Raw genomic sequence first — 15,905 nt, forward strand, 5'->3', positions numbered from 1 at the left:
CGGTAGCGCCGGCCGTTGGCCGGCCTTCCCGATGCTGATGGCGTCGTTATGCTCCGGCCATCCATTTAAGGATCAAGCCGGTTACGTATGCCAGACCGGTTCCCGTGGCGTATCCGACTGTTCCGAGGAGCACCCCCACCGGCGCCAGGCTGGGATGGAACGCCGCTGCCACCACGGGCGCCGATGCCGCTGCGCCGATGTTGCCCATCGAGCCGATGCCGAAGAAGAACAACGGCGCTTTGACCAGCTTGGCGACGGTCCACAGGACGAGGATGTGGGTGAGCATCCAGATCACGCCGAGCAGGAACAGCCACGGGCGGTCCAGCAGGGACAGCAGGTTCATCTGCATGCCGATGCAGGCGATCAGGAAGTACAGGAACACGGTGCCCAGGCGGGATGCGCCGGCCGATTCGAGCCGGCGTGCGCGGGTGAAGCTCAGGCCGAGGCCGAGCAGCGTGGAGAGCAGGACCACCCAGACGAAGGCGCTGTCGAGGCTGAACTGGCTGGCCCAGCTGATGTGGGCTTTGAACCAGGCGCTCAGGGGGGCGGCGATGGCGTGGGCCAGGCCGACGCCGCCGAGCGCGACGCCGACGATCAGCATGAGGTCGGTGAGGCTGGGAATGCGGGCGTTCTGGGCCTCATAGGCACTGATGCGCGCTTTCATTTCGTCGATGGCGCGGGTGTCGGCGCCGTTGCGGGTGTCGATCTGGGTGGCGCGGTTGGCCAGGAACAGCAGGACGGCCATCCACAGGCTGGCGCAGGCGACGTCGACGACGGCGAACTGGCCGAAGGTGGTGGCGTCGGTACCGAATACTTCGCGCATGGCGACCATGTTGGCGCCGCCACCGATCCAGCTGCCGGCCAGTGCGGCCATGCCGGCCCAGGTATCGCCGGCGACGGTTTCCGGGTGGATCCAGGACATCAGCTGGAACGACACCACGGCGCCGAGCATGATGCCGAAGGTGCCGGCGCAGAACACGATGAGCAGCTTGGGGCCGAGCTTGAGGATGCCCTTGAGGTCGATGGAAAGGGTGAGCAGCACCAGGGCGGCGGGCAGCAGCACGTCGCGGGCGATGGGGTTGTAGAGGGCGGTGTCGTGGCCGTCGATAAGGCCAGCGGTGTTGTAGATGGCCGGGATGAAGTAGCACAGCAGCAGGGCGGGCACCCAGGCGAAGATTTTCTTCAGCAGGGGGGTCGGGCCGCTGGCGGCCCAGAAAATCAGGGCCAGGGTGGCAGCGATCAGGCCAAGGCCAACGATATCGTTGGTGATGAGGGCAATACTGGGTTCGGTCGGCATGCGATCCTCTGTCGATCGAAAGGGCAAAAAAAAGCGCCGCATGATGCGACGCCTTTTTGAGCTTAACACTGTCTTCACCACATGCCACGTTGCGCTGCCGCGCACTGCCACGCCTACCCTGGCAGCGATGCGCTCAGGTCGAGGATGACGCGGGTACCGCGCGGTTCGCTCTGTTCGATGGTGAGTGCCCAGCCGAGGTGTTCGCACAGGCGGGCGATCAGTTCGAGGCCGATGCCGCTCTGTCCGTTGCGATCACCGCGGGCCATGCGCGCGTAGACCGCGGCAATTTCTTCAGGGCTCATGCCTTCGCCGGGATCCTGCAGGGTGACCACGGCACGGTCGGATACGTTGATGGTGATGGTGCCGCGGCCACTGTTTTCGATGGCGTTGCGCAGCAGGTTGCCGATCGCGGCCTGGACCACGCCGAGCGGCGCGATGATGTCCACGTTGGCCAGGCCCTGCACGGCGATCTGCAGGTCCTTGTCGCCCATCAGGTGGCGATGGTCTTCGATGATGTCCGGCACCAGCTGGTCCAGCGGGATGCGTTCCTTCAACGCGGCCAGGCGCGCCGGTTCGCGCGCGAGTACCAGCAGCAGCTGGATAAGCTGCTCCACGCCCTGGGCGGTGCGGTGCACGCGCTGCATCTGCTGGCGCGCACGGTCGGGCAGCGCGGGCTGCTCCAGCGCCAGTTCGGCGGCGCCGGTGATCACTGCGATGGGGGTGCGCAGTTCGTGGCTGGCGGTGCTGATGAACACCCGTTCGCGTTCCACGAACTGTTCGTTGCGGGCCAGGTAGTCGTTGAGTGCGGCGGCGATGACGTACAGCTCGGAACTGCCGCGCGGGTCGACTTCGACGCGCTGGCCAGCCATGCCGGGCTTGAGGCCGTCGATATGCCGGGCCAGTGAGCGCAGCGGGCTGACCAGGCGGCTGACGCCGAACGAGGCCATCACTACCGTCACTACGATCATCACCACGCTGGCCAGCATCACCCAGCGGGTGGCGAATTCTTCCAGGTCGTGGAAGTCGTTGATGTCCAGCACCAGTGCAAGCCGGCCCTGCCCGGCGGTGTCGCGCACCATCACCGCGCTGGCGCGGCCGGCGATTTCCACGCCGTCGTGCAGGCCCGGATGCAGGGTGCGCAGGATCGGCGGAACACCGGGACTGTCATCGACGGTGAACAGGCGCAACGTGTCCGAGTCCTGCCAGCGGTAGTGCGGTTCGTGTTCGATGTGGCTGACGATGCTGTCCAGTTCGGAGTTCAGCAGTGCGCGCCACGCCGAATGCTCGGCATGCTCGTGCACGTAGTTGCCCACGCTGAACACCGCCAGCGAGATCAACGCCAGGTAGCCCAGCAGCCACCAGACCAGCCGCCGGTGCAGCGGCGCGGGCTTACGCAGTTTCATCGTGGCCTTCGGTGGCCGGCGCACCCAGGCGATACCCCACGCGCGGCAGGGTATGGATGAGCTTGTGCTGGAACGGACCGTCCACGCTGCGGCGCAGTTCGTAGATGTGGGAACGCAGCAGGTCGCCGTCGGGCAGCTCATCGCCCCACAGCGCGAACTCCAGCTGCTGGCGGGTGACCGCCGCCGGGCTGGCGCGCATCAGCACTTCCAGCAGCTTGCGGCAGGCCGGGTACAGGTGCAGGGCCTGGCCGTCGCGCTGCGCCTCCAGCGTGGCCAGGTCCAGGGTGAGATCGGCTACTTCCAGCACCTTGCGCGGGTTGCGCCCCTGCGCGCGCACGCGCAGCGCTTCCAGCCGGACTTCCAGTTCCGGCAGGGCGAACGGCTTGGTCAGGTAGTCGTCGGCGCCGGCGCGGAAGCCGGCGATCTTGTCGGGCAGTTCGTCGCGCGCGGTGAGCATGATCACCGGCACCTCCGAGCCGTGCTCGATTCGCAGGCGGCGCAGCACGTCGGGGCCTTCCATGCGCGGCAGCATCCAGTCCAGGATCAGCGCGTCGTAGCTCTGGGTGGCGGCCAGGTGCAGGCCGGTGACGCCATCGGGGGCGACGTCGAGGACATGGCCACGCGCTTCGAAATACTCGAACAGGTTGGCGACCAGTTGGCGGTTGTCTTCAATGACCAGGAGCCGCATGCGTCGGGAACTCGGGAGTGATACCGCCATGGTAGCCGCTGGAATGTCGGAATCCGGTCGCAATCGCCCCGGTTCGACGCCTTTCTTACATCGGCTGGGCGACAGTGCGGGCTTTCCAACCGATCCCTTGCCCTTGCAGACGATCCTGACCCGCCATCGGTGGCGACTGCTGACCTGCCTCGCCCTGCTGTTGGCCCTTGCCGCAGGGATCGGACTGCGCGCCCCTACCCCGCCGGATGAGCCCCGTTTCGTGCTGGCCGCCCGGGCCATGGTCGAGACCGGCCAGTGGCTGCTGCCCCACCGGGGCAGCGACCTGTACGCCGAAAAGCCGCCGGTGTTCATGTGGATCCAGGCGGCGACCTACCAGGTCATCGGGAACTGGAACCTGGCCTTCCTGCTGCCCTCGCTGCTGGCCGGGCTGGCCACGTTGTGGCTGAGCTGGGACCTGGCGCGGCGCCTGTGGAACCGGCGCATCGCCTGGTGGGCGCTGCTGGCGCTGGCCAGCTGCCTGCAGTTCGGGCTGATGGCCAAGCGTGCACAGATCGACATGGTGCTGGTCGCGCTTACCACCCTGTCGTTGTGGGCGCTGCTGCGCCACCTGCTGGAACGGCCGAACACGCGGATGCTGTGGGTGGCCGGGTTCGCCGCGGGTCTCGGCACGGTCACCAAGGGCGTGGGCTTCCTGCCGCTGCTGGTGCTGCTGCCGTGGGCGCTGTGGCGCTGGAAAGGCCAGCCGCGGCCTGGCGCTGCCCTGCCCCGCGCGCGTTCACTGCTGTGGCTGATACCGGCATTCCTGCTCGGCACCGCCGTGTGGCTGGGCCCACTTGGGATCGCGCTGCTCAATGACCCCTCGCCGGAGCTGCAGGGCTATGCGCGCGAACTGCTGTTCAAGCAGACCGGCACCCGCTATGCCAATGCCTGGCACCACGTGCAGCCGGCCTGGTACTACCTGCAGGTGATCGCCACGCTGTGGCTGCCCGGCAGCCTGCTGCTGCCCGCGCTGGTTCCGGCGTGGTGGAGGCGCCTGAAGCGCCTGGATGGGCGCTACTGGCTGCTGCTCGGCTGGGCGCTGCTGGTGCTGCTGTTCTTCAGTGCCAGCCCCGGCAAGCGCGAGGTCTACATCTTCCCGATGCTGCCGGCGCTGTGCGTGGCCGCCGCCCCGCTGCTGCCCGGCCTGCTGCGCCGGCCTGGTCCGCGCTGGCTGCTGCTGGCCTACGTGCTGGTGCTGGGCGCGGCGGCGCTGGGGATCGGCGCGCAGTTGCTGGGCGACGGTGCCTGGGCGCATGCGCAGCTGGCCAGGCGCGGCATGCCAGAAACCCTGCTGCCGGTACTCGGGGCGTGGCTGCTTGGCTTCGGCATTGTGGTGCTGCTGCTGGCCGCCTGGCTTCGCCAGCGGCGTGCCGGCATGCTTGCTGTGTTGACTGCGGTGCTGTTGTGGAACCTGCACGGCTGGGGCCTGATGCCTGCATTGGGTCCGTACAGTTCTTCGTCGGCATTGATGCAGCAGGTCGGCGAGCGGATCGGCCCGTCGGCCGAGCTGGGCGCGCTGGCCTGGCGCGAGCAGAACCTGCTGCAGGCCGACCGGCCGGTGACCGACTTCGGGTTCAAGCGCCCCTGGGACGAACAGTGGCATGACGCTGGCCCGTGGCTGGCGCAGGCGCCGCAAGACCGCTGGCTGCTGGTGCTGGAGCAGGCGATCAGTCCGTGCGTGGATCGCGCGCAGGCGGTAATGATCGGCAGTGCCAACCGCAACCGCTGGTGGCTAGTACCCGGCACGGCATGGAATGCAGCCTGCCACGCGGAACTGTCCAGGGATGCAGCCGCCGGCGTGGACGACGGTGACTGAATCGCGGATGCACGGCGCGGCCGATTAACGCGCGGGGAACATCGCTCCGACCGGTCTCCGACACGCCGCTGACGACCATGGCGCCGGTTTCCCCGCCGGCCCTGCCTGATGCTTCCTGCTTCCCCTGCACTTGTCCCGCTCGCTTCCGACGCGCCCGCGCAGGCGTCCGGGTTCCTGCGCCGCCATCTCGGTTGGCCGCTGCTGGCCGTGCTGGCCGCCAGTGCCGCACTGATGGCGGGCGGGGGTGACCAGTGGCTTGCGGACCAGCTGTACCGCATGGAAGGCCATCACTGGCTCCTGCAGAACGCATGGGCGACGAGCCAGTTGATCCACAAGGGTGGCAAGTGGCTGAGCGCAGCGGCAACGCTGCTGACCCTCGTGTTGTGCTTCCACGCCTGGCGCCACGAACGCGCGGCCGCATGGCGCTGGCCGCTGCTGTACCTGGTAATGGCCGTCGCGCTGGGCACCGGCGTGGTGTCGCTGCTGAAGTCCCTCACCAACATGGATTGCCCGTGGGACTTGGCGCGCTACGGCGGCCTGCGCGAATACGTGGGCCTGTTCGCCACCCGCCCGCACGGCATGCCGCGCGGGGTGTGCTTCCCGGCCGGGCATTCCAGCGCCGGGTTTGCCTGGGTGAGCCTGTACTTCTTCGCGCTGCTGGTGCGCCCGGCATGGCGATGGCGTGGCCTTGCCGTGGGGCTGGTCGCCGGCGGCGTGTTCGGTGCCGCGCAGCAGCTGCGCGGCGCGCATTTCCTGTCGCATGACCTGTGGACGCTGGCGACCTGCTGGACGGTGTCGCTGCTGTTGTTCCTGCTGGTACGCCGCATGGCGGGAGCACGCGCATGAACACCCTCGCATCGCACATGCCGCGCCTTGCCTCGCTGTCAGCCCTGCGCCACTGGCGCCCGACCTGGTCCACCGAAACCCTCATCGCGCTCACCAGCATGTTCTTCGCGCTGGCCTGCAACGGCCTGTTCTGGCACAGCGCGATGGCCACCCATCCGGGCAGCCTGCGCTTCGGCCTTTCGCTGCTGTTGCTGCTGGGCGGCGCGCACAGCCTGCTGATGGGCCTGCTGGTGTGGCGCTGGAATGCGAAAGTGATGATCGGCGTGCTGCTGCTGGGCACGGCGATGGCCGCCCATTACATGGGCAGCTACCACATCTACCTGGATGCGGACATGCTGCGCAACGTGCTGGCGACCGACCACAAGGAAAGCCGCGAGCTGATCACTCCCAGCCTGATCGCTCCGCTGGTGCTGCTGGCGGCGCTGCCGATGGTCGTGCTGTGGCGCGTGCAGCTGCTGCGCCGCAGCTGGGGCAAGGCACTGCTGTGGCGTGGCGGCTTCCTGCTGCTGTCGGCCGCCGTGGCACTGGGCGGTTCGCTGCTGTCGTTCCAGGAAATGTCGGCGCTGATGCGCAACCAGCGCGAGGTGCGCTACCTGGCCACGCCGGGCAACTACCTGCTGGGCCTGCCCAAGGCGCTGCGCGGCGACAACCCGATCCAGCGCGCACCGAAGCTGCCGATCGGGCTGGATGCCAAGGCCACCCCGCGCGCGGCCGACAGCAAGCCGCGGCTGCTGGTGATCGTGATGGGTGAAACCGCGCGTGCGCAGGACTGGGGCTTGAACGGCTACGCCCGGCAGACCACGCCGCAGCTGGCGCAGACCAGCGCGATCAACTTCCCGGACATGCATTCGTGCGGTACCAGCACCGAAGTGTCGTTGCCCTGCCTGTTCTCGCCCTATGGCCGCCACGATTACGATGAGAAGAAGATCCGCGCGCACCAGTCGCTGCTGCACGTGCTCGACCACGCCGGCATCGGCACGCTGTGGCGCGACAACCAGTCCGGCTGCAAGGGCGTGTGCGAAGGGCTGCCGATGCAGGCACTGGACGATGCAACGCATCCCACCCTGTGCGCCAACGGCCGTTGCAGGGACGAGATCCTGATCGACAACCTCGCCGAACAGGTCCGTGCAACGCCGGGCGACCGGGTGGTGGTGCTGCACCAGCTGGGCAACCACGGCCCAAGCTACTTCGAGCGCTACCCCGCCCGCTTCCGCCGCTTCACCCCGACCTGCGACACCCCGGACCTGGGCAAGTGCAGCCGCGAGGAAATCACCAACAGCTACGACAACGCGCTGCTGTACACCGACCAGCTGCTGGCCCACACCATCGGCACGCTGCAGGGCATGCAGGATTACGACACGGCGATGATCTACCTGTCCGACCATGGCGAATCGCTCGGCGAGAAGGGCCTGTACCTGCACGGGGTGCCGTACGCGATCGCCCCGCAGGAACAGACCCGGGTGCCGATGACGATGTGGTTCTCGCCCGGCTTCGCCGCCAGCCGTGGGCTGGACCTGGCCTGCGTGCGGCGGCGCGCCAGCCAGTACACGGACCATGACAACGTGTTCCCGTCGGTACTGGGCCTGATGCAGGTGAAGACCGCGCTGTACGAGCGCGACCGCGACCTGTTCGCCGGCTGCGCGCGCTGACGGGACCTGTGGCCCTTGCGGTGCGGCGGCGGCCCCACTAGCCTTCGCCGGTCTGTCACCACCCAAGGATGTCCCCGTGAACCACCGCCCGCTCCTGCTGGCCCTGGCTGTCGGTGCTGCCGCACTGACGCTGGCGGCCTGCCAGAAGGAATCGTCCCCCACCACCGCACCGGCCGCAGGCACCACCGCGCCGACCGAGACCGCGGACCAGTTCATCGCCCGCGTCAACGCCGAGTACAAGGCCCTGTACCCGGAAATGACCTCGGCCCAGTGGCTGTCCTCGACCTACATCAATGACGATTCCGAGCGCGTGGCGGCCAAGGCCAACGAACGCTGGCTGACCATCCTCAACGGCTGGATCGCCCAGGCCGGCAAGTACGACGGCCAGCCGATGAGCGAGGACACCAAGCGCCAGATCCACCTGCTCAAGCTGATGACCGCCATGCCGGCGCCGCGCGACCCGGCCAAGCTGGGCGAGCTGACCCGCATCGCCAGCCGCATGGAAGGCGCGTACGGCTCGGGCAAGTACTGCACCGACGAAGCCAACCCGGCCACCTGCCGCCAGCTGGGCGACCTGGAAGAAGTGCTGGCCAGCAGCCGCGACTACGACAAGCAGCTGGACGCCTGGCAGGGCTGGCACGGCACCACCAAGCCGATGCGCGCCGACTACCAGCGCTTCGTCGGCCTGGTCAACGAAGGCGCCAAGGAAATGGGCTTCGCCGATGCCGGGCAGATGTGGCGCAGCGGCTACGACATGCCGCCCGAGCAGATCGGCCCGGAAACCGACCGCCTGTGGGAACAGGTCAAGCCGATGTACGAGCAGCTGCACTGCTACGCGCGTACCAAACTGGACGGCACCTACGGCAAGGACAAGGCCGAAACCGAAGGCGGCCTGATCGCCGCGCACCTGCTGGGCAACATGTGGCAGCAGGACTGGTCCAACCTGTGGGACCAGCTTGAGCCGTACCCGGGCGCAGGCAGCCTGGACATCACCGCTGCGCTGGAAAAGCAGTACCAGGCCAACCTGAGCGGTGCACTGGCCAAGGCCGGCGGCAGCAACGCGAACGTGGAAGCGCTGTACAAGGCGCAGCGCGAGGCCGAACTGCGCACCGCCAAGCAGATGACCGAACGCGCGCAGGACTTCTACGTGTCGCTGGGCATGCCGGCGCTGCCGAAGTCGTACTGGGACAAGACCCAGTTCATCAAGCCGCTGGACCGCGACGTGGTCTGCCACGCCAGTGCGTGGGACATGAACATGGAAGGCGACGTGCGCACCAAGATGTGCATCAAGCCGACCGAGGAAAACTTCACCACCATCTACCATGAGCTGGGCCACATCTATTACGACCTGGCCTACAACCCGCTGCCGCCGCTGTTCCAGGGCGGTGCCAACGATGGCTTCCACGAAGCGATCGGCGACACCATCGTGCTGGCGATGACCCCGCAGTACCTGAACTCGATCGGGCTGGTCGACAAGCCGCAGGAAAGCCGCGAGGCCACCATCAACGCGCAGATGCGCATGGCCCTGAGCGGCGTGTCGTTCCTGCCGTTCGGCCTGATGATCGACCGCTGGCGCTGGGGCGTGTTCGATGGCTCGATCAGCCCGGACCAGTACAACAAGGCGTGGTGGGACCTGAAGGCCAAGTACCAGGGCGTGGCCCCGGCCTCGGCGCGCGGCGAGGAGTTCTTCGATCCGGGCGCCAAGTACCACGTGCCGGGCAATACCCCGTACACGCGCTACTTCCTGGCGCGCATCCTGCAGTTCCAGTTCTACAAGGGCCTGTGCGATGCGGCCGGCTACAAGGGCCCGCTGCACCAGTGCAGCTTCTACGGCAACAAGGAAGCCGGCCAGAAGTTCTGGGCGATGCTGAGCAAGGGTGCCAGCCAGCCGTGGCAGGCCACGCTGAAGGAAATCACCGGCGGCGACAAGCTCGATGCCGGCCCGATGATCGAGTACTTCACCCCGGTCAACGAGTGGCTCAAGCAGCAGAACCAGGGCCAGATGTGTGGCTGGCAGCCGCCTGGCGCGGCGGCGGCGCCGAAGGCCCCGTAAACGAAAAAAACCGGCCAATGGCCGGTTTTTTTCTGCGCGGTCGGTTGTCAGGATTTGGGTTTCAGCGACGCGGCCAACTCGGTCTTGAACTGCTCGAAATCCTTGCCCTCGCCCTTGGCTTCGGCGTGCGCGGCGTCTTTCAGCGCATCCGAATACACCAGGCGCACCGGGGTGCCCTGGCGCTCGTGCAGTTCGGCGGCCTGCATGATCAGCGCCAGCACGCGGGCGGCGCTGGGGGTCTGCCCGGCGATACGGCCATCCATGCCCAGCACCCACTCGCCGTCGCGACGGACCACCCCGGCCAGCAGCGTGCGTTGCTGGTCGCGCAGCTCGGCATGCGGCTCGACCGGCGATGCATGGGCCTTTTCGCGGTTGGCTTCTTCGATTTCGCGGCGCCGGCGCAGGTCACGACGCAGTTTGGAGGTGGTCGACATCAGGGGGAGTTCCGTACCGCAACAATGGTGAAAGAATACCGCACGGGGGCTCAGGCAAGGGCCGCCGCAGCCTCGCGGCGGCGTTCGCAGCGACGCTCCCAGAACCAGAAGCTGGCGCCGATGGCGAAGAAGCCGGCATAGCCCAGCGCCAGGTGAAGCGGAGTGTGGCTGAGCATCGGCGACACCACCCCGGCCACCACGGTGTTGATCATCAGCTGCAGGAACATCTGCATCGACGAGGCAAGACCGCGCTGGTGCGGGTACATATCCAGCACCGCAAGCGCCAGGATCGGGAAGATCAGCGCCATGCCCACGCCACCGACGAAGATCGGCAGCACCGCCCAGGGCAGCGCGATCTGGTCCACCGCCAGCACATAGGCCAGGTTGACCAGCGCCGATACCGCGCACAAGCTGAAGCCGATCCCGACCTGGCGGGCGGCGGTCATCCGCCCGGCCATGCGTCCGGAGAGGAACGAGCCCGTGGTCATGCCGCCGATGGTGGGAATGAACAGCCAGGCAAAACCGCCCTCGCCCAACTGCAGGTGCTGCATCACGAACACCGGTGCCGAGGCGATGTACAGGAAGATGCCGGAGAAATTGAACGCGCCGGCTGCCGCCAGGCGCAGCAGGCGCGGGTTGGTGCCCATCTGCAGGTAGCTGCGCAGCAGCGCGCGGGTGGACAGCGGGGTGCGGGCTTCCACCGGGTGGGTCTCCGGCAGCCACTTGCCGGTGGCGGCGAGCAAGACCAGCGCGAACACCACCAGGAACCAGAAAATCAGCGGCCAATCGCCGCCGCCGAGCAGGATCCAGCCGCCGATGATCGGCGCGATCGCCGGGGCGATGCCGAAGATCATCGAGACCTGGCTCATCAGCCGCTGCGCGTCGGCGCCATGGTAGAGGTCGCGGATCACCGCGCGGCCGACGATCACGCCTACGCCGGCGGTGACGCCCTGCAGCGCGCGGAACACCAGCAGCGTGGTCAGGTCGCGCGACAGCGCGCAGCCGATGGAGGCGGCGATGAACAGCACCAGCCCGCCCAGGATCACCCGGCGGCGGCCGAACGCGTCCGACAGCGGGCCGTGCGCCAGGCTCATCAGGCCGTAGAACAGCAGGTATACGCTCACCGTCTGCTGCACCGCCACCTGGTCGACCTGCATCCGCTCGCCCAGCAGCAGGAACGCCGGGAAGATGGTGTCGATCGAGAACGGGCCGAACATGGCCAGGCCGGCAAGCAGCAGGGCCAGGCGGCGGTTGGAGGGCGGAGCGGGTGTCATCGGGTCTTCCGTCAGCGGCCGTGCGAACGCACGGAAGGCGCCGGCCGCAGCCTGCGGTGGCGCCTGATGAATACGAGGATGCAGCCATGATAGGCCGTCCGCCTGCCTGGCACCATGCCCGGCGCCCGGTTATGACGCGGTCGGCGCCCCCTGTTCATGTGCCGGACGGGCGTTGCCGGACGGGCCGCTGGGCTATAATTGCCGGGCTACATGGTGGGAGAAGCGGCGCTTTGTGTTGAAGCACCCGCTGCCGAAGGCGCAACGCCCGTAATCGCTCAGGCCCGATACCACCCGCACCAAAACTCTGGAGAGACCGGCCAGTGCCGGCGCCGAAGGGGCACGAAGCACGCAGCCGCGCGCTTTTAAACTCTCAGGCAAAAGGACAGAGGGGCACCCAGGAAGACCGCAGGGTCCGGTGGATCGTTGTCGCCCATGACACGCCCCGTCCGCGCTTCCGAACGTGCGTGCCCACTCTTTTGGATGCCAGCCATGTCCCAGAACACCCCTACCCTGCGCGAGCTTGAACACCACCACGCGTTCGTTGAACGCCACATCGGCCCCAACGACGCCGAAATCGCGCAGATGCTCGACGTGGTCGGCCACGCCTCGCTGGACGCACTGACCGACGCCATCGTGCCGTCGGGCATCAAGTCGCCGGCCGCACTGGCGCTGCCCAGCTCGCTGACCGAAGTGGAAGCACTGGCCAAGATCCGCGCCATCGCCGACAGGAACCAGGTGTTCCGCACCTTCATCGGCCAGGGGTACTACGGCACCCTCACCCCGAACGTCATCCTGCGCAACGTGCTTGAAAACCCGGCGTGGTACACCGCCTACACCCCGTACCAGGCCGAGATCTCGCAGGGCCGCATGGAAGCGCTGATCAACTTCCAGACCCTGTGCGCCGACCTGACCGGCATGGAGATCGCCAACGCCTCGCTGCTGGATGAAGCCACCGCCGCGGCCGAAGCGATGACCCTGGCCAAGCGTTCGGCCAAGTCCAAGTCCGACACCTTCTTCGTGCACGACGCCGTGCACCCGCAGACGCTGGAACTGCTGCGCACCCGCGCCGAGCCGATGGGCATCGTGCTGCGCGTGGGCACCCCGGCCGAAGCCATGGAAGCCGAAGCCTACGGCGTGCTGCTGCAGTACCCCGATACCTTCGGCCACATCGGCGACTACAAGGCGCTGGCCGATGCCGTGCATGCCCGTGGTGGCCTGGTGGCCGTGGCCACCGACCTTCTGGCGCTGACCCTGATCGCCGCCCCCGGCGAATGGGGCGCGGACATCGTGGTGGGCAATTCGCAGCGCTTCGGCGTGCCGTTCGGCTTCGGCGGCCCGCACGCGGCCTTCATGGCCTGCCGTGATGCCTACAAGCGTTCGATGCCCGGCCGCCTGATCGGCGTGTCGGTCGATGCGCAGGGCAATGCGGCCTACCGCCTCACCCTGCAGACCCGCGAACAGCACATCCGCCGCGAGAAGGCCACTTCCAACATCTGCACCGCGCAGGTGCTGCTGGCGGTTATGGCCTCGATGTATGCGGTGTACCACGGCCCGGAGGGCCTGACCCGCATCGCCCGCCGCACCCACCGCCTGGCCGCGATCCTGGCTGCCGCGCTGCGCACGGCCGGCATCAACGTCGGCGAGCAGTTCTTCGACACCCTGCACGTCAAGGACATCGACGCGACCGCGATCCATGCCAAGGCCGCCGCCGCCCGCATCAACCTGCGCGCGATCGACAGTGAAGCGGTCGGCATCAGCCTGGACGAAACCACCACCCGCGCCGACATCGTCGCGCTGGGCCAGCTGTTCGGTGCCAGCGTGGACGTGGACGCACTGGACGCGGCCACCGCCGACGCCCTGCCGGCCGGCCTGGTGCGTACCAGCGCGTTCCTGACCCACCCGGTGTTCAACACCCACCACAGCGAACACGAGCTTCTGCGCTACCTGCGCTCGCTGGCCGACAAGGACCTGGCGATGGATCGCACCATGATCCCGCTGGGCAGCTGCACCATGAAGCTCAATGCCACCGCCGAGATGATCCCGGTGACCTGGCCGGAGTTCGCCAACATCCACCCGCTCGCCCCGGCCGACCAGGCCCTTGGTTACAAGGAACTGATCGACGGGCTGGAAGCGATGCTGGTCGAGTGCACCGGCTATGACGCGGTGAGCCTGCAGCCGAACTCCGGCGCGCAGGGCGAGTACGCCGGCCTGCTGGCGATCCGCGCCTACCACCGCTCGCGCGGCGAAGGCCATCGCGACGTCTGCCTGATTCCGGATTCGGCGCACGGCACCAACCCGGCCTCCGCGCAGATGTGCGGCATGAAGGTGGTGGTGACCAAGACCGACGGCAATGGCAACGTGGATGTGGAAGACATCCGCATCAACGCCGAGAAGTACAGCGACCGCCTGGCCGCGATCATGATGACCTACCCCTCCACGCATGGCGTGTTCGAGGAAGAAGTGGTCGAGATCTGCGAGATCATCCACAAGCATGGCGGCCAGGTGTACACCGACGGCGCCAACATGAACGCCCTGGTCGGCGTGGCCAAGCCCGGCAAGTGGGGCTCGGACGTGTCGCACCTGAACCTGCACAAGACGTTCTGCATTCCGCACGGCGGCGGCGGCCCGGGCGTGGGCCCGTGCGCGGTCAAGTCCCACCTTGCCCCGTTCCTGCCGGGCAAGCTCGGCGACAACGGCCCGGTGGGCATGGTCAGCGCGGCCAGCTTCGGCAGCGCCTCGATCCTGCCGATCAGCTGGATGTACATCACGCTGATGGGTACCGAAGGCCTGCGCAAGGCCACCCAGGTGGCGCTGCTCAACGCCAACTACATCGCCAAGCGCCTGGCCCCGCACTTCAAGACGCTGTACACCGGCCGCAACGGGCTGGTGGCGCACGAGTGCATCCTGGACGTGCGGCCGCTGGAGAAGACCTCCGGCGTGGGCGCCGAAGACGTGGCCAAGCGCCTGATCGACTTCGGCTTCCATGCCCCGACCCTGAGCTTCCCGGTCGCCGGCACGCTGATGGTGGAGCCGACCGAAAGCGAGTCGCTGCATGAGCTGGACCGCTTCATCAACGCGATGATCCAGATCCGCGAAGAAATCGCCGCGATCGAAGACGGCCGCCTGGACCGCGAGGACAACCCGCTCAAGCACGCCCCGCACACCGCCACGGCGGTGTCGGCCAGCGAGTGGTCGCACGCCTACCCGCGTGAACTGGCCGCCTTCCCGCTGGCCAGCCTGCGCCAGCAGAAGTACTGGCCGCCGGTGGCACGCGTGGACAACGTCTACGGCGACAAGAACGTGATGTGCGCCTGCATCCCGGTCGACGCCTACAAGGAAGACGAGGGCGTGGAGGTCTGATTCTCCCGCGTGCGTGAGACGAAAACGGCCCGCGAAAGCGGGCCGTTTTCGTTCCGGACGATGCGCCCAGTGGTGGCCAATCAGTCGTCGGCACGCGGTACAGGATGACGAATATCGGGAAGTCCCTTGGCGCACATGCCGCTACGGTTGTGGGTCACTCATCTGGAACGTCCCGCATGATTCCCAAAGATCTGATCCCACCAGGGCCCATGGTCCGTACCTTGACGCCGGCAGGTCCATCGCGCCAACCCACCCCTGGAGAGAGCGGCGCGTTGACGTTGACCATGTTGCAGAATGCGCTGAGCGACTTGCAGACGCCGAAAGCGCCATCAACTGACGCATATACAGCGGCTGGAGACATTGCGACGCCAGTAGCCGCACCTTCGTCCGCATCCCCCCAGCTCCGCGAAAAGGCCGTCCATCTGTTCGGTCGGCTGTGCGAGCCAACCCGCAGCCGCGAGGAGAAGGGCAAGATGTTGCTCCTGGCCATCACCAATGGCATCGACAACATCAATGCTCAGGATCTGCGCAAGGGCACCGGCATGGAAAAATGGTCGCTGCTGCATCATGCCATCCACATGGGCGATACACCGACTCTTAACGCCCTGCTTGGTGCGGAGCACATCCAGGTGCACACCCGCGACAAGGCTGGCTCTTCGCCATTGCACCACGCCGCCACCCTTGTCGACGACGCTGCGGTGCAAGCGTCGCTGGACAAGAACCGTCGCATGCATGCGGATGATCCTGCAGCGCTCAAGAGCTTCGTAAACAGCACCAACGGTGCCGCACGCACGCCGATGCACCTGGCCGCCACGTCGCCCCACCCTGCCGCCACGAGGCAGCTGCTGTTCGACGCAGGCGCAGCGGTGGACCCGACCACGCGGGCCGGAATAAGTACGCCGCTGAGATATGCGGTCAAGGCCTACGGCGAGAATCCGCAGTCCAGCCTGGAGGCCGTCACCTGGCTGATCGGAAACGGCGCTGACCCCAATGCCTCCATTCTGATCAACAAGACAAACCGATCCGTAGCGGCTGCCGAGGCGTTCGTAGACATC

Annotated in this window: 11 protein-coding genes and 1 riboswitch; of the genes, 6 read left to right on the forward strand and 5 right to left on the reverse strand. The window is 67.3% G+C overall.

Going from position 1 to position 15,905, the window contains the following annotated elements:
* Positions 1 to 46: 46 nt before the first annotated feature.
* The 3 genes from KVS69_RS08620 to KVS69_RS08630 form a co-directional block, all read right to left on the reverse strand.
* The gene (locus tag KVS69_RS08620) at positions 47 to 1,297 is read right to left on the reverse strand and encodes a DUF819 family protein (protein ID WP_217537762.1); all 1,251 of its coding nucleotides are present in this window, start codon (positions 1,295 to 1,297) and stop codon (positions 47 to 49) included.
* A 113-nt stretch (positions 1,298 to 1,410) separates the two neighbouring features.
* Positions 1,411 to 2,700 (reverse strand): HAMP domain-containing sensor histidine kinase, encoded by a 1,290-nt coding sequence (locus tag KVS69_RS08625; protein ID WP_217537763.1) that lies wholly within the window; start codon positions 2,698 to 2,700, stop codon positions 1,411 to 1,413.
* The gene (locus KVS69_RS08630) at positions 2,687 to 3,388 is read right to left on the reverse strand and encodes a response regulator transcription factor (RefSeq protein WP_217537764.1); all 702 of its coding nucleotides are present in this window, start codon (positions 3,386 to 3,388) and stop codon (positions 2,687 to 2,689) included. Before KVS69_RS08630 ends, KVS69_RS08625 begins: the two co-directional genes overlap by 14 nt.
* A 133-nt stretch (positions 3,389 to 3,521) precedes the next feature.
* On the opposite strand from KVS69_RS08630, the gene KVS69_RS08635 reads away from it, so the two are divergent.
* From KVS69_RS08635 to KVS69_RS08650, 4 genes are all read left to right on the forward strand, one after another.
* Positions 3,522 to 5,234, forward strand: coding sequence for a glycosyltransferase family 39 protein (locus KVS69_RS08635; protein ID WP_254622091.1), 1,713 nt, complete (start codon positions 3,522 to 3,524; stop codon positions 5,232 to 5,234).
* A gap of 231 nt (positions 5,235 to 5,465) precedes the next feature.
* Positions 5,466 to 6,080 (forward strand): phosphatase PAP2 family protein, encoded by a 615-nt coding sequence (locus KVS69_RS08640; RefSeq protein WP_254622096.1) that lies wholly within the window; start codon positions 5,466 to 5,468, stop codon positions 6,078 to 6,080.
* Positions 6,077 to 7,729, forward strand: a complete 1,653-nt coding sequence (locus KVS69_RS08645) for a phosphoethanolamine--lipid A transferase (protein WP_217537767.1) — start codon at positions 6,077 to 6,079, stop codon at positions 7,727 to 7,729. Before KVS69_RS08640 ends, KVS69_RS08645 begins: the two co-directional genes overlap by 4 nt.
* A gap of 76 nt (positions 7,730 to 7,805) precedes the next feature.
* Positions 7,806 to 9,782, forward strand: a complete 1,977-nt coding sequence (locus KVS69_RS08650) for a M2 family metallopeptidase (RefSeq protein WP_217537768.1) — start codon at positions 7,806 to 7,808, stop codon at positions 9,780 to 9,782.
* Between the two features lie 47 nt (positions 9,783 to 9,829).
* On the opposite strand, the gene KVS69_RS08655 is transcribed toward KVS69_RS08650, so the two are convergent.
* Positions 9,830 to 10,216, reverse strand: a complete 387-nt coding sequence (locus KVS69_RS08655) for a hypothetical protein (RefSeq protein WP_095364411.1) — start codon at positions 10,214 to 10,216, stop codon at positions 9,830 to 9,832.
* A gap of 50 nt (positions 10,217 to 10,266) precedes the next feature.
* Positions 10,267 to 11,490: a multidrug effflux MFS transporter gene (locus KVS69_RS08660; protein ID WP_217537769.1), complete on the reverse strand. Its 1,224-nt coding sequence runs from the start codon at positions 11,488 to 11,490 to the stop codon at positions 10,267 to 10,269.
* Positions 11,491 to 11,784: 294 nt separating this feature from the next.
* A riboswitch (glycine riboswitch) is annotated at positions 11,785 to 11,886 on the forward strand.
* 84 nt (positions 11,887 to 11,970) lie between these two features.
* Here KVS69_RS08660 and gcvP point away from each other — a divergent pair.
* Positions 11,971 to 14,850, forward strand: a complete 2,880-nt coding sequence (gcvP, locus tag KVS69_RS08665) for an aminomethyl-transferring glycine dehydrogenase (protein WP_217537770.1) — start codon at positions 11,971 to 11,973, stop codon at positions 14,848 to 14,850.
* 176 nt (positions 14,851 to 15,026) lie between these two features.
* A partial coding sequence (locus tag KVS69_RS08670; RefSeq protein WP_217537771.1) for a hypothetical protein occupies positions 15,027 to 15,905 on the forward strand: 879 nt, incomplete at its 3' end.

Origin of the sequence: Stenotrophomonas sp. GbtcB23, from assembly GCF_019091045.1 — a bacterium.
Lineage (GTDB): Bacteria > Pseudomonadota > Gammaproteobacteria > Xanthomonadales > Xanthomonadaceae > Stenotrophomonas > Stenotrophomonas rhizophila_A.